Origin of the sequence: uncultured Veillonella sp., assembly GCF_963543145.1 — a bacterium.
GTDB lineage: Bacteria > Bacillota > Negativicutes > Veillonellales > Veillonellaceae > Veillonella.
Map to the genome: position 1 here is coordinate 21,153 of NZ_CAUTZP010000017.1, position 14,278 is coordinate 35,430.

Sequence of the window (14,278 nt, forward strand, 5' to 3'; positions counted from 1 at the left end):
GGATCCTCCTACTTCTTATTCATCGCTTTAGACCAAGCATCACCAATCATTTGTACAACTTGCACCAAAATAATCAAGATGATGATGGTAGCAATCATAATATCTGCTTGGAAACGTTGATAACCATATCGGATAGCAATGTCACCGAGGCCACCGCCACCGATAGCGCCAGCCATTGCAGAGTAACCGATAAGGTTAACGATAAGAACCGTTACATTGTCAATAATCGTAGGCAATGCTTCTGGTAATAATACTTTCCAAATAATTTGGAGCGGGCTTGCACCCATGGATTGAGCCGCCTCAATAACACCAAAGTTGATATCTTTAATAGATGTTTCTACAAGGCGTGCTAAGAATGGAATGGCCGCAATTGTCAAGGGTACACAAGCTGCAGTGGTACCGATAGATGTACCTACTACCATACGTGTAAAGGGAATGATAGCAACCATCAAAATAATGAACGGTACTGAACGCGTCGCATTTACGATGGCGCCCAACACTTTGTTAAGAGCTACATTTTCTAAGATGTGACCTTTCGATGTTACCACCAAAACGACACCGAGAGGGATACCAAGCAACATTGCCATTACCGTAGAGATGATGGTCATTTGCAATGTATCAAGGGTACCAGTTATGAGTAGATTAATGATTTGCTCTGACATAACCGATCACCTCGCTTTCAATTGGTAATGTTTTGATGTAGTCTAAGCCTGCTTGTGCATTTTCAGGATCGCCATTTAAGATGACGATAAGGCGACCAACACTTATATTTTGAATGTAATCAATGCCACCAAAGAGGATGCTTACGTCCAAATCAAAGCGTCGTACAAGGCCTGCCACTACAGGTTCATCTGTTGCTTGACCTGTAAACTTAAGGCGTACTAATGGAGCTGTACCTGCAATCCATTGGTCATGCAATTCAAAGTGTTCTAAAGCTTCTGGAGGCAAGTTATCACTCACTACAGAGCTAATGAACTCTTTTGTGGTATTTTCGCGAGGATGTGTGAATACTTCAACAGTGCTACCTTCTTCAAGAATAACGCCGCCTTCAATAACTGCTACACGGTCACAGATTTCACGAATAACGTGCATCTCATGTGTAATGAGGACGATAGTGAGGCCCATCTTTTCATTGATATCTTTCAACAATTTCAAAATAGATTCTGTTGTTTGCGGATCTAGAGCAGATGTAGCTTCATCACAAAGGAGAACCTTTGGATTCGACGCTAAGGCACGAGCGATACCAACACGTTGTTTTTGACCGCCAGACAATTGAGATGGATAGTTGTTCATACGGTCTGTAAGGCCTACGATATCGAGAATTGGCTCGATACGCTCCTTGATTTCAGCCTTGCTCATACCTTGTAATTCTAATGGGAACGCCACATTGTCATATACTGTACGAGAGGACAAAAGGTTAAAATGTTGGAAAATCATACCGATATCTTTACGTGCTTTACGTAAATCGGATTTGCTAAGTTTTGTTAAGTCTGTACCATCTACAATAACAGAGCCAGATGTAGGAGCTTCGAGCATGTTGATGCATCGGATCAAGGTGGATTTACCGGCCCCAGATTGACCGATAATGCCAAAGATTTCACCTTCTTTTACATTGAGGCTAATATCTTTCAATGCTTCCACACGAGTAGCACCTTCATAGACTTTACTAATGTGTTCTAATTGTATCAAAATAATTTCCTTTCTTAAGGTAAACGTTTTTACCATTCAATGAAATCAGCTTACCTATTAAGGCAACCCTTCTTCCATCAATTTTTCTAAAGCTTCCCGTAGACGAAGTGTCACATGACCTGGTTTACCACCAGATACAGGATTTTTATCTAGCTTAATAATCGGGATGACACCACCAATTGTGTCGGTAAAGAATAGTTCGTCCGCATCATCAACAAAGGCGCGGTCAAATTCTTTTTCGATGAGAGTAATACCTAGAGATGGTGCAACACGTGTGACAATCATTTGACGAGTGATCCCCTTCAAGATGTGATTATCGGCTGGATGCGTATACAAGATACCATCTTTTACAGCAAATACATTGGAAGTAGCACCTTCTGTACAAATGCCATCACGGAATAACATGGCAGTATAAGCAAATTTCTTTTCTGCTTTTGTTTGCGCCAAGATATTTGGAATCAAGTTTGTCGTCTTAATATCTACTTTGTCCCAACGCTCATCAGGTAATGCAATAGCCTTCACGCCTTCACCCAATTTATTAACTTCATCTAAATCTAAAGTACGGATAGACATGAGCATTTGTGGTTCTAGTTTAGAACGATCATATGCATGACGACGCGGTGCAACACCACGGGAGATTTGTAAATAAATATACCCCTCTTTGATTTCACTTTGCTCGATTAAAATCTCGTGCAACTCAGTCAAATCATCAGGAGTCATTTTTACAGGAATATCCATTTCACGCATAGAGCGATATAAACGATCTTGGTGGTAAGACAATGCGAAGCAACGGCCTTTTACGACGCGCACAACCTCATATACAGAGTCACCAAACAAATAGCCACGGTCATCAATACTGATAACTCTGGCGCCTGGTTCAACGAATTCACCGTTAAAATATGTTAATTCTTGCATAGGAGCACCTCTTTTTCTATTTCGTTACTCTATCAAGTAGTAATCATCATGAATTTATTATAACACAATTACTTTCAAATTTTCACACTTTACTTTGTGAAAGATATTATTTAGATATACAAAAATCCGCTAGGATACCATAGTTAAAAACTATGTCCTAGCGGATGTATTTCTAATTATATAAATTAGTTACCTAATATAAATTTACGCAATGGTTTAGGCACATAACTTAACGCTACTGTAGTCAAATACGATAATCCTAGCGCCATAATATACATAGCAAGGACATTGACCACTGTATAGAGGAGATTATATTTAGCCATCACACCAGAGATGATCAACAACCAAAACGGATGCACTAAATAAATTCCATAGGACTTATCCCCTATCTCAGACCAAATAGATTCCATGGTTGCATTCATAGGCAATGTTTGGAATAAGAACAAGCCAAACATCGTCCCCAAACCAGTGTAGAGAACCCCCATCGGACTCATTTGATGTACGGTGTAAATAGCTTCTAGTACAGTGTAATGCCATACATCCATTACATAGTAATAGGAACCGAGCATTAACAACACAGAACCTACGGCACTAGCACCTAATAGATAACGATAACGCCACATATAGTCGCATACCGTTTCGTATCTTTCAGCACATACGGCACCTAAGAGGAATATCCACACATAGTGGATTACCCAATAGTTGAGTCGCATATCAAAGAGATATTTCAGCACAGGATGATTGCTGAGGTTTTCCATGACCCAACGACCGAGCATATACGATGATACATAGTCGATGCCGACTTGGATGACAAATAGTAAGACCATCCAGAACACAGGCCGTTTTAAAATGACTTTCACCATAGCACGCCACAGAGGCATCATCACGTAGAACCACAGCAAGATAACCATAAAATATAGATGATACATAGATGTACCAAAGAGTAAGTTAATCACCAATGGCCCGGGACGTAGATTGCCTAGGTTATGCGCCATCAGCCCTGTATAGAGCAAGTAAAAGATGGACCACGTAATATATGGAAATAGCACCACCTGAATGCGGCGGTGCATAAATTCCTTATATGAGAATGGATCCTCTACAGAGGTACGATAAAATAATCCAAATGCAGAGAGGAAGAAAAACGCAGGTACCCCAAAGCGCGATAGAATTTCTAAAACGCTAATGAGTTGCAAATTTACAAAAGGGTTTTGCAATGCGTAGGATCCTACATGTATGCCGATAACACCGAGCATACAGAGGCCACGCATATAAGTAATTTCCGGTAAAAATGCTTTTTTCATAGCCATTCCCTATTCATTATTGACCAGGTACAACGGCAGGTGTCGGCACGATGCGCGGACCCTGAGATGTAGTAGCTGGTTGTTTAACTACTGGAGCAACAGATGATGTTGTTTTAGGAGCTTCAGCTTTTACTGGTTGCGCAGGTGTAGCTTGGCCATTAGCTTCTGCTGCCGCCTTTGTAGCTGCATCTGCTTTAGCTTTAGCCTCTGCTTCAGCTTTAATACGCGCTTCTTCTTCGCGTTTCAAGCGCAATTCTTTTTCAAGAGGTACCACTGGTTTGTCATAAATCGTGATAGCTGTTTCAAACAGACGGCCCCATGGGAATGTAGCTTTTACTGTACGAGGATCTACTTTCAAGTATTTTTCAGCGAAATCTTGAATACGTTCACCTAAGTAACTTTCAAGGCGTTCGTTCAACTCGCCAGAGTAACGCACATTATCTGTACGGATGGAATCTTGCATACGGTAAATATCTTTACGGATATTCGCTTGGTACGCCCAGTTATCCAAGTATTGTTGAGTCAACATGTCGTGATGACCATCTGGACTCATGGATTTCAACAACAGGCCTTGTGCAATAGCATAACCTACCGTATTACTTGCTGTATTCCAACCATTGTATGCACCAATTTTGTATAACATGTCACGTTTATACATAGCAGATAATAATGTATTATCTGCACCATTGTTATAAGCAATATCTGCAACGCTTACATTCACGCCAGAATCTACAGCTTGTTGAATGCGATCTACGAAAGCATTTGTAGAGTTAGAAATCATCGGGAAGTTCTCAAAGTTTTCAGACTCACTAGTGCTTGTAGTAAGAGGTGTATTTACAGCCAATAATACAGTTGGTTTGCCTTGTGTCACCATAGTGCCACCTACAGCCTCAACGTGTTCTGCAATTGTTTTATCGATGGTTTGGTCTTCGTAACCTGGCAATGTTTTACCGCCACCACCGAGTGGGTAGATTACGGAGAAAGTTGGTTTTTCTGTACTCACATCTGTACGAGAACGCGCCATCAATAAGAGACCAAGTTGGTCAGCACCAGGGAAGCTACCATATTTTTCAACAGGAATATCCTTGGAATATTTGCTGAGATAACGACTTTCTAATGCAGATTGGGATAATTGAGATGTATCATCATGGCCCAATGCAAAGTAGTCAAATACGCCACTACGGGTTCCATCAATCAACTCTTTGTTGATTTTCATATTCTTTTGACGGCGATTAAACCAGTCTTGTAAGTACTCTATAGGAACAGAAGCTTGAAGACTCATCAATTTTTGAGTTTCCTCTTGTGTCAAAGACCCAGAGTCCAATTTATCTTGTAATGCAGCGATTTGGAAAATTGTTGGACCATATTCAGCATAGTATGCTGGTTCAGTACCGCCACCGCTAGCACGTGGAGAACGCATTACTGTACCAAAGCCATAAATACGTACATTTTTATGACGATTTTTTAATCCTTCAATACGTTTTAAACGACTTTCTAAGGTGCTAAGTGGAATGTTATGTTTACGAGAATCTACAAGACCACCATAAATAAGAGTATCTGTGCTTAATACCAGAACATCTGCACGGCCTGCATTTTGTTCAACCCAATCCATGATTTGGTCAGCCTGACCCTGGTATGTTTTACCTGAAATCAAGTTTTGAGGTGGTGTCAACACAGTCATCCCCGCTTCACGCGCTGTATCAACTGTATATTGCAAGCTTACAGGGCGATCATCTTGTGGGACATACAATACGGTTTCCGCATCAATATTGATGGATGTACCGGTAGCAATAGCTGCTGCCATTAAAGCTACTTTCAACCATTTATTTGTCATGAATCAAATCTCCTTCTGTGTACGCGAGTACTCCCGACTCGCAAAATTAACTCTTATATAATACTCTCTTTTTCTGACACTTTTATGAAATTATCAACAGAGTAATTATATCATTTGTCCGATAATTCGCAAATATTAAGGAATTATCGCACCTTTGGCAAGCTCCAGTGATATTTAATCGCTAATAATCGAATTACTAGTACAACGGTGAAGCTATATACGGACTCGCCAACCCAACCAGAAATAGCCATTAAATAGTAAACGATACCTCCAATGATACTCGGAAGGGCGTACACATCTTCTTTTAGAACGGACGGAATCCGTTGCGCCAACATATCGCGGATAATACCGCCCCCAACGGCAGTAATTGTCCCTAGTAATACAATGAAAATCGGCAACTCAGGATAGAGTTTAAATCCAGCAGAAGCGCCTGTTACTGTAAAGGATGCCAAACCTAACGCATCGGCTAACAAATATCCTGCTCGACTGCGAGGTCCCATCGCATGTTTACGATAGCGGCTATTATACATAATAAATACGATGATGGTGACAGAAATAACCACTGTCACATATACAACATTGCGCAATGAGATAGGTGGGAAAAATCCGATCAGAACATCCCGCACAATACCACCGCCAATGGCCGTAGCTAACGCCAAGACGGCCATACCAAAAATATCCATTTTTCGTGCTACCCCAACGAGAGCGCCAGAGATAGCAAAGGCAATGGTACCAATCATATCAAATATATACCAAATAATATCCATAATCCCCCCCACACAATCTATTCGCATTACTGCGTACACTATGATAGACTTTATGTAAGATATTATACATTAAGAGGTATGAGAATGACAAAAGACATTACACCTGCAGACATAGAAAACATGGATGAGCGCACTCGAGATGAGTATTTTATGGCCTTTGCTATGGAGGAGGCACGCAAGGCTTACAGCCTTGGAGAGATTCCCATTGGCGCCATTCTAGTAAAAGATAATACAATCGTGTCACGCCACCATAATCGTCGTGAATTAGATCATGATGCAACAGCTCATGCAGAGGTCCTCGTCATTCGAGAAGCATGCGATGTCCTCAAGCGCTGGCGGTTGACTGGTTGTACCCTGTATGTTACGATAGAGCCATGTCCGATGTGCGCTGGAGCCATTATTAACAGTCGTATTGACCGTGTTGTATATGGTGCTAGCGATTACAAAGGAGGCGCCGTAGAATCGCTATTCAATGTGCTCTCTCATCCAGGTTTAAATCACGAACCTGAACTGGCATCAGGTGTGCTAGGCGATGAATGTAGCCAAATTATGAAAGACTTCTTTAAGGAGCGCCGTAAAGCACGGAGGAGTACCCAAGAGGCTGAAGGGTCCGCACTCGAAATGCGGTAGGTCGGGCAACCGGCGCGGGGGTTCAAATCCCTCCTCCTCTGCCAACTAGAATGTTTAAAGCGCTAACTGTAGTTAGCGCTTTTTTTATAAAGGGACCACTACTATGAAAAAATATTACCCTTATCTCATCACAGTGAGTCACATGATTAACGACTCCTGCCAAAGTGTGTTACCTGCCCTCTTACCGCTATTCATTTATACCTATGGGCTTAGCTTAGAGCAAGCAGGCTTCCTCATTTTAGCCAATACAGCATTATCTTCACTATTACAGCCATTATTAGGCTATATATCAGATAAAATCAACCAACCACGGCTCATTGCTTTCGGCGTTTTGCTTTCTGCTTGTAGCACAGGGATGATGGGCTTTGTTACCACTTATGAAAGCTTACTCCTTTGTGCCACCTTAGCAGGTGTAGGCTCTTCTATCTTCCATCCAGAAGGTGCCAAGATTATGAACCGCCTTGGTGGTGGCAAAAAAGGTAAGGCCATGGGCACCTTTGCCATCGGCGGCAGCTCAGGCTTCGCCTTTGGTCCACTCTTTGTAGGCGCCATTGCCTATACTGTTGGGCCTCATGGATTAGCGGCTTTCACCGTAGTAGGTATTATTATATTTACTATATTATTCGTACTAATGCCTCGCATCGTAGCTCATGCACGCACTATCGAGCAAGCAGTGGCTACTGAAAGTCCAACGGTAGCGGCAAAACCTCTAAAGAACTACTGGAAATACTTCGGTATCTTATTCGTCATCATTCTAAGCCAATCGGTAAACTTCCGTGTTATCAATGCATTTATTCCGATTTTCTGGACTCGTGAACTCGGTACAAGCCCAGAACAAGGTAGTTTTGCATTAACTGTATTCTTTAGTATTGGTATCTTCATGACCTATATTGGTGGTTTATTGGGCGATAAATATGGTCCTATCAAGATTATCAGACTCTCTTTATTAGTTTGGTTGCCAGCCATGTTCCTATTAACAGAGGTGCCAACCTTCTCACCACTCATCATGATGCCTGTAGCCTACTTGCTACTACTCATAATCGGCGCTGCCAAAGCTATTAGCTATAGCCCTGTTATCGTACTAGGCCAAACCTACCTTGCTAAAAGTATTGGCTTTGCATCGGGTATTACCCTCGGCGTGAGCCAAACCATCGGCGGTGTCATCGCCCCTGTAGTAGGTAAACTAGCAGATACCTACTCCCTCCCTGTTGCTATGATGATACTGGTTCCATTCCTCGTAATGGGTCTTGGGGCATCATTGATACTGAAAGATCCTAAAAAGTTACAATAATTATAATAGAGAAAGCCCCCTTCACAGAAGGGGGCTTATATAGTTAGCTAAATTAGTGTTTTAGCATTTCATTCAAGATAACTACGTCCGTTTCTTTCATACCTTGAGCCACAGTACCAATACTGCGGATGGTTTCGTCAACGGAGTATGCTACAAGGCCATCGCCTTTTTGGTAATTCTTATTAAGGCGTGCTTGTTTATATCCCATAAAGGCGCCATCAAGGGAGATTGCAATTTTACCTGCACAGGATGGTTTTGCACCATCACATACGATACCAGATAGACTTGCAAGACCATTTACAAGGGTATTCTCGATGACATCCTTGCTATCACCTTTCAAGAAGGCTATGCCTGCTACACTTACAACACCAGCAGATACAACGCCGCAGTATGCGGATAATTTACCAATGCCAGATTTAACGTACAGTGTTAACAAGTTAGCAAAGACTAGCGCTCGATACAGTTCATCATCACTTTTACCAAGTTCCTCGGCAGTCGTAATAATTGGTACAGATACGGTTAAACCTTGGTTACCAGAGCCAGAGCAGATCACTACAGGCAATGGGCACCCGCTCATACGTGCATCAGAGCCAGCCGCTGCACGAGCTTTACATTTCGTTTCAAGCGATGGATTTTCATCGTCCAAGAGTAATAATTGGCCAATGTTAGCACCGTAATCGTTAGATAAACCTTCCTTGGAAATGGCAGTATTATACTCAACTTGTTGTTTAATTTGAGGAAGGATATCAGAAATATCGCCAGTTAAGGCAAATTCATAAATGCTATCAAAAGTCATAGCATATTCAGTATTCGCTGCTTTTTTAATTTCATTAACTGTTTCAGAAATAATCTCACCATCTACAGCAACATAAGTTACATTCGTATGATCATTTTCAATACGAACTACAGCCGTATGTTCATCTGTTTCAGCAGTAATCTCAATATATAGATTATCTACACCTTCAGCGAGCGAAACAGTACAGAAATTGGCATCAAGTAATGTGCCAAGCCATTTACGATCTTCATCTGTAGCAGATTCTAGTACCTCTAACTCACGCTCTGGGTGACCTACGATAGCCCCTAGAGTGGTGGCGGCCGTAAGGCCCTTACGACCACCAGAATTAGGGATTACTACAGATTTAACGTTCTTAATAATATTCGCACTGCATCGTGCGTGAATATGATTTGGAAACTCCTCCAAGACAGAGACTGCCTTCGCAGCCGCATAAGCCAATGCAATGGGCTCAGTACAACCGAAGGCTGGACGCATCTCTGACTGTAGCAAAGAAATATAATTCATCTTATACTTCCGCAATAAATTCCACTTCTACCAAAGCACCCAATGGAAGGTCTTTTACTGCTACGCAAGAACGAGCTGGTTTAGAAGTGAAATATTTAGCATAAACTTCGTTGAAAGCTTTGAAGTCAGCAATATCGGCTAAGAAACAAGTTGTTTTAATAACTTCAGAGAAGTCTGAACCTGCTTCAGCCAATACAGCATCAATGTTTTTGCATACTTGTTCAGTTTGCTCTACGATGCCACCTGCTACAATGGAACCAGTTGCAGGATTGAGTGGAATTTGACCAGAAGCGAATAATAAACCGTTTACTACTTTAGCTTGAGAGTAAGGACCTACTGCGGCTGGTGCTTTGTCTGTGAAAATTGTTTTCATGATAATTCTCCTTTAATAAATATAATTAAAAATAAATATAACTAGTTTCATGGACGAGACTTACCTTTTTAGCTCGCTATATATGCCGTACGCTGTAAAAGTACGTATATAATAAATTATTTAATAGATTTGAATGCGTTGTCAAATATCGGTTTGAAATAATCCCGTTGTACATCACTTGTTACACCTACGTACAATACCGGTTTACCTGGCTTCAACACAAATGCAGCATTTGCATACATTGGAGTTTGTACATTTCCATCTGCATATAATAAGCGAGAACTTGCTGCATAAGTTTGATATTTTGTACCCCCAACAGGATGCACTTGTTCCGCATCTTCTACAGTAAGCGTTCTAGGTTTTATAAGCAGTTCACCTGACCGGGTCTTAAGATTAGCATAACGTTTTGGATCATTTAAAGGGACTACAGTTGTAGTGGTTGGAATTTGCTTATTAATGGCACCTAGCATAAGTTGTTCTGTAACAGGATCAATTTGCCCCTTTTCAAGAGCCGCCATAGCAGCTACAAACATAGGGTCATTAGCTTTGTCCTTAGCCACTTGTTGCGCCACTTGCTTTACATCTACAGCTACTAGGAATGCATCCTTTTGACCTGTTTTATCGTTTCCTTGTAATTGGTATATATCAAAATTAGTACCTAAGTTTTGAAGAAACTCCTTAGCCATCATGTTTGCTATCGAAGATTTTGAAGAATTCTCCTTTAACTGTTTTTCTACAAAATCACGAGTATTTGTTTTAGATGCAGAAACAACATTAACATTGTTAGGCACAACCATAGCGCCCCCAATAGTTTGTACATCCTTAGCAAGTCCTACACCAGATACAGTTCCCAAAAGGCAAGCAGTACAAGCTAATACTTTTAAAGATTTCATTTTATTTACCTCCCTTAAGAGATTGTGTTTGATACATACGATTCAATTCATTAGCCCAATAGTCATGGCTAGAATCTTCAGACCATAAAAATTGTAGGACCACCCCTTTATCAGTAGGTATTGCGAAACTAGTCACAGAAAATGGATATTTAAAGCCATCATAGCTAATAGCTACACGAGCATTACCAGTTACTGCTGTACCATAACGTGTTTGAACCGGCTTATATGACAAATGTGTTGCATCCACTTGAAGTTGTTTCACACCAAACTTAAGGATATTAATTAGCTCTTGTTGGTCTTCAACAGACATGCCTTTACTAGTTAAAGGCACCTTATTTAATTCATCACTTAATGCTAAAGGTAGTTTAAGATTTATATCTTTAACGGATTTCTCTAATTTTCTGCCTTCTAAAGATTCACCCTTTAAGGAAGACAATTGATGCTGAGCAGTAAGCTTTGTGTATTCGGTTATCCCTTTATACGTATCGCGCTTTATCTTCGCTTTATCCGACCCAGATCCTTTTTCTGAAACGACTTGGTTTATACCAATCACTTGATCAAGTGCAGATTTAGAATAATCAATAGATATCAAATACCCCACATGATGGCCTTGTTCATTTGTACCTTGCAATTGATACCAAGATACGCCATCAACGATCAAGTCTGTCATAGGCTTCACTGGTGCAGAATACTCTTTTTTTAAGAATTCATTAATGGTAGCAAGAGCATTTTCATTTGCTTTGAGAAGAATTTCATTATCTGCACGAGTGCGCATAGTTTCATCTGACGAAATATGCGACATCTCTACTGCTTTGACATTAGTAGACGTCGTACCATATAAACCATAGCCTAAGTCTACTGTATCTGCACATGCCACTGCACCCATGCCAACGGTTAAACATGTAGCACAAGCCAATGTCATCACTTTTTTATTGAGAGCTCTCATAAGACACCTCACATTTTAACAATACAATATTCGTATATACTAAAATAATAATCTACACTACATATATTTATTATTATACTATATCGACATTTATAATTATATAGTATAATTTACAACCTTTCCTTTCTGCTATACAATACATAAATAGACATGTGAACATGATGCATGCATGAGAAATAGAAAGGAGTGCACACTAGTTGTGCTTTTATTATGATACAAGAACTAATCCCTCTCACTAGACCGCGCACATTAGCAGCTGCATTGGGGCCTACTATTTTAGGTGCCTCCTTTAGTTATTATGCATTTGGCGCAGCTCGTGGTACAGGCCTCGCGATTTTCCACACAGTACTTATTTTCTTAGCTGTTGTTACGGCGCAAATCGTAGCAAACCTGTGGAATGAATATAAAGATTTCAAATCCGGTCTCGATGCAGGACAAAAGGTCGGTAATGCTGGCTCTATTACTCGTGGTGCCATCACCCCTGAGCTCATCGTAACGATGATTAAAGTACTCATGGTTGTGCCAATCATCATCGGGGCTTATTTATCTGCTACAATCACATGGTATTATGTTCCAGCCGGCTTCGCATGTATTCTTATTAGTTTCCTCTACTCCGGTGGTCCGAAACCAATTTCTCGTACGCCCTTTGGAGAAATTTCTTCTGGTATCGCCATGGGTCTGGCCATCGTACTCATTACTGGATATGCTTGGACTCGTGAACTATCTTTAGCACTATTAATTCCTGCTATTCCATCTACGTTGTTGGTTGGCTCCATCATGCTTACCAATAATATTCGAGATATTCGCAATGATGAAAACCACGGTCGTCGTACATTACCGATCGTACTGGGTCGTGAACGAGCTCTTAGCTTGATGAGCATTATGTACATCTTTAATTTTATTTGGATTGTGGCGTGGATTATCGTAGGACATATGACATGGTTCTCCTTATTGGCATTCCTCGCAGCGCCATTAGCTTTCAAAACAATCCATACATTAAGTACTAAAACAGATGAGTTCCAATTAGACAAGGCCATGGGTACCACAGCGGGTGCCGCTATGATATACCAACTCATGTGGTCTATTGGACTTATTTTGGGCAAGTAGCCCTCCATAGCTTTTAGTTATGGAGAACCTATACTAAATCCTTCTTGATAGATAGGGAATATTTTAGTATTATAGATTTAATATTTTATATGTAATGATTCTACAAGGAGTGTGTCTAATGAGAAAATTTTTAGCATTAGCGGCTACTGTAATCCTTGGCGGTGCTTTATTGATCGCAGGTTGCGGTAACGACAATAACAAACAAGCTGCTAACAACGGCAAACAAGTATTAAAAATCGGTGCTACAGCAGTACCTCATGCAGAAATCTTGGAACAAGTTAAACCTATCTTAGCAAAAGATGGTATTGAATTGAAAATCACTGAATTCACTGATTACAATACACCTAACCTTGCGTTGGGTGACAAAGAAATCGATGCTAACTTCTTCCAACATGTACCTTACATGGACGAATTCGCAAAAGCTCACAACCTTCCATTAGTATCTGCTGGTGGCGTTCACCTTGAACCAATGGGCTTATATTCCCGTCAAATCAAAGATTTGAAAGATCTTCCTAAAGGTGCTAAAATCGCTATTCCAAATGACCCTACAAATGGTGGTCGTGCATTGTTATTATTACAAAAACAAGGTCTTATCACTTTGAAAGACTCCAGCAACATCTTGTCTACAGTTCAAGATATCGCTTCTAACCCTAATGGATACCAATTCGTTGAATTGGAAGCAGCTCAAGTACCTCGTTCTCTTGACGATGTAGCTTTAGCAGCTATCAATACTAACTTTGCATTAAATGCAGGTCTAAACCCTGGTAAAGATGCATTGGCAATCGAATCTAAAGATTCCCCTTACGTTAATATCGTAACTGTACTTAAAGGCAATGAAAACGATCCTAAGATTAGAAAATTGATGGACGCACTTCACAGCCCTGAAATCAAAAAATTCATTGAAGAAAAATACAAAGGTGCAGTTGTTCCTGCATTCTAAGGTACACAAAAAAAAGGGGCTGTAACAAAACAGCCCCTTAAATTTAAAAGCTCTGAGTTGATTATAGAAATCAACTCGGAGCTTTTGTATTTCTAAGCAAAAAGGACCCCGAAGGGCCCTTTTCATTGGTATAATTAAATTATGAAGAAAAACCATACCAATGAACCTAATTATACCAAACTAGTCATGCCCCGCCAACTAGTTTTACCATTGGATTATGGCATTCTGATAAAAGAGACAGCGCCTGTGCGGTTACTTGATGCTGTATTGGAGGAATTAGACTATAAAGAGT

General features: G+C 40.6%; 14 protein-coding genes and 1 tRNA gene. 5 read left to right on the top strand and 10 right to left on the bottom strand.

Translation table 11 applies throughout. The annotated features are described in order from the left end of the window. Positions 1-8: 8 nt before the first annotated feature. The 6 genes from RWZ05_RS07640 to RWZ05_RS07665 form a co-directional block, all read right to left on the bottom strand. Complete coding sequence (locus RWZ05_RS07640) at positions 9-662, bottom strand: methionine ABC transporter permease (protein WP_273298949.1); 654 nt, start codon at positions 660-662, stop codon at positions 9-11. Next, the gene (locus RWZ05_RS07645) at positions 643-1,689 is read right to left on the bottom strand and encodes a methionine ABC transporter ATP-binding protein (protein WP_314643401.1); all 1,047 of its coding nucleotides are present in this window, start codon (positions 1,687-1,689) and stop codon (positions 643-645) included. Before RWZ05_RS07645 ends, RWZ05_RS07640 begins: the two co-directional genes overlap by 20 nt. Before the next feature lie 57 nt (positions 1,690-1,746). After that, positions 1,747-2,604, bottom strand: coding sequence for an aminotransferase class IV (locus RWZ05_RS07650; RefSeq protein WP_314643403.1), 858 nt, complete (start codon positions 2,602-2,604; stop codon positions 1,747-1,749). A gap of 185 nt (positions 2,605-2,789) precedes the next feature. Next, complete coding sequence (locus RWZ05_RS07655) at positions 2,790-3,911, bottom strand: acyltransferase (RefSeq protein WP_314643405.1); 1,122 nt, start codon at positions 3,909-3,911, stop codon at positions 2,790-2,792. 10 nt (positions 3,912-3,921) lie between these two features. Then, positions 3,922-5,739 (bottom strand): DUF4127 family protein, encoded by a 1,818-nt coding sequence (locus RWZ05_RS07660; RefSeq protein WP_314643407.1) that lies wholly within the window; start codon positions 5,737-5,739, stop codon positions 3,922-3,924. A 143-nt stretch (positions 5,740-5,882) separates the two neighbouring features. After that, a complete protein-coding gene (locus tag RWZ05_RS07665; RefSeq protein ID WP_314643409.1) occupies positions 5,883-6,506 on the bottom strand; it encodes a trimeric intracellular cation channel family protein in 624 nt (207 codons plus the stop codon). Positions 6,507-6,590: 84 nt separating this feature from the next. Here RWZ05_RS07665 and tadA point away from each other — a divergent pair, with 84 nt between their 5' ends. The 3 genes from tadA to RWZ05_RS07680 all read left to right on the top strand — a co-directional run bounded on the left by tadA (position 6,591) and on the right by RWZ05_RS07680 (position 8,427). Next, a complete protein-coding gene (gene tadA / locus RWZ05_RS07670) occupies positions 6,591-7,136 on the top strand; it encodes a tRNA adenosine(34) deaminase TadA (protein WP_314643425.1) in 546 nt (181 codons plus the stop codon). Beyond that, a tRNA-Ser gene (locus RWZ05_RS07675) sits at positions 7,090-7,180 on the top strand. Before tadA ends, RWZ05_RS07675 begins: the two co-directional genes overlap by 47 nt. Before the next feature lie 59 nt (positions 7,181-7,239). Further along, positions 7,240-8,427, top strand: coding sequence for an MFS transporter (locus RWZ05_RS07680; RefSeq protein WP_314643411.1), 1,188 nt, complete (start codon positions 7,240-7,242; stop codon positions 8,425-8,427). 52 nt (positions 8,428-8,479) lie between these two features. Here RWZ05_RS07680 and RWZ05_RS07685 read toward each other — a convergent pair whose 3' ends face one another. The 4 genes from RWZ05_RS07685 to RWZ05_RS07700 all read right to left on the bottom strand — a co-directional run bounded on the left by RWZ05_RS07685 (position 8,480) and on the right by RWZ05_RS07700 (position 11,939). After that, a complete protein-coding gene (locus RWZ05_RS07685; protein WP_314643413.1) occupies positions 8,480-9,727 on the bottom strand; it encodes an L-serine ammonia-lyase, iron-sulfur-dependent, subunit alpha in 1,248 nt (415 codons plus the stop codon). Between the two features lies 1 nt (position 9,728). After that, a complete protein-coding gene (locus tag RWZ05_RS07690) occupies positions 9,729-10,100 on the bottom strand; it encodes a RidA family protein (protein ID WP_314643415.1) in 372 nt (123 codons plus the stop codon). A gap of 116 nt (positions 10,101-10,216) precedes the next feature. After that, positions 10,217-10,993, bottom strand: coding sequence for a hypothetical protein (locus RWZ05_RS07695; RefSeq protein WP_314643417.1), 777 nt, complete (start codon positions 10,991-10,993; stop codon positions 10,217-10,219). 1 nt (position 10,994) lies between these two features. After that, a complete protein-coding gene (locus RWZ05_RS07700; protein ID WP_314643419.1) occupies positions 10,995-11,939 on the bottom strand; it encodes a hypothetical protein in 945 nt (314 codons plus the stop codon). Positions 11,940-12,149: 210 nt separating this feature from the next. Between RWZ05_RS07700 and menA the strand changes: the two genes are divergently transcribed. Together menA and RWZ05_RS07710 are read left to right on the top strand one after the other, a co-directional pair. Further along, entirely contained in the window at positions 12,150-13,046 is an 897-nt protein-coding gene (menA, locus tag RWZ05_RS07705) for a 1,4-dihydroxy-2-naphthoate octaprenyltransferase (RefSeq protein WP_314643421.1), read from the top strand. Positions 13,047-13,164: 118 nt separating this feature from the next. Beyond that, positions 13,165-13,986 (top strand): MetQ/NlpA family ABC transporter substrate-binding protein, encoded by an 822-nt coding sequence (locus RWZ05_RS07710; RefSeq protein WP_314643423.1) that lies wholly within the window; start codon positions 13,165-13,167, stop codon positions 13,984-13,986. The last annotated feature ends 292 nt before the right edge of the window (positions 13,987-14,278 follow it).

Bases quoted from the DNA above. Each gene is read 5' to 3' on its own strand.
- RWZ05_RS07685 (WP_314643413.1), bottom strand. From the start codon at position 9,727: ATGAATTATATTTCTTTGCTACAGTCAGAGATGCGTCCAGCCTTCGGT.
- RWZ05_RS07660 (WP_314643407.1), bottom strand. From the start codon at position 5,739: ATGACAAATAAATGGTTGAAAGTAGCTTTAATGGCAGCAGCTATTGCT.
- RWZ05_RS07650 (WP_314643403.1), bottom strand. From the start codon at position 2,604: ATGCAAGAATTAACATATTTTAACGGTGAATTCGTTGAACCAGGCGCC.
- RWZ05_RS07665 (WP_314643409.1), bottom strand. From the start codon at position 6,506: ATGGATATTATTTGGTATATATTTGATATGATTGGTACCATTGCCTTT.
- RWZ05_RS07655 (WP_314643405.1), bottom strand. From the start codon at position 3,911: ATGGCTATGAAAAAAGCATTTTTACCGGAAATTACTTATATGCGTGGC.
- menA (WP_314643421.1), top strand. From the start codon at position 12,150: ATGATACAAGAACTAATCCCTCTCACTAGACCGCGCACATTAGCAGCT.
- RWZ05_RS07700 (WP_314643419.1), bottom strand. From the start codon at position 11,939: ATGAGAGCTCTCAATAAAAAAGTGATGACATTGGCTTGTGCTACATGT.
- RWZ05_RS07680 (WP_314643411.1), top strand. From the start codon at position 7,240: ATGAAAAAATATTACCCTTATCTCATCACAGTGAGTCACATGATTAAC.
- RWZ05_RS07695 (WP_314643417.1), bottom strand. From the start codon at position 10,993: ATGAAATCTTTAAAAGTATTAGCTTGTACTGCTTGCCTTTTGGGAACT.
- RWZ05_RS07690 (WP_314643415.1), bottom strand. From the start codon at position 10,100: ATGAAAACAATTTTCACAGACAAAGCACCAGCCGCAGTAGGTCCTTAC.
- RWZ05_RS07640 (WP_273298949.1), bottom strand. From the start codon at position 662: ATGTCAGAGCAAATCATTAATCTACTCATAACTGGTACCCTTGATACA.
- tadA (WP_314643425.1), top strand. From the start codon at position 6,591: ATGACAAAAGACATTACACCTGCAGACATAGAAAACATGGATGAGCGC.
- RWZ05_RS07710 (WP_314643423.1), top strand. From the start codon at position 13,165: ATGAGAAAATTTTTAGCATTAGCGGCTACTGTAATCCTTGGCGGTGCT.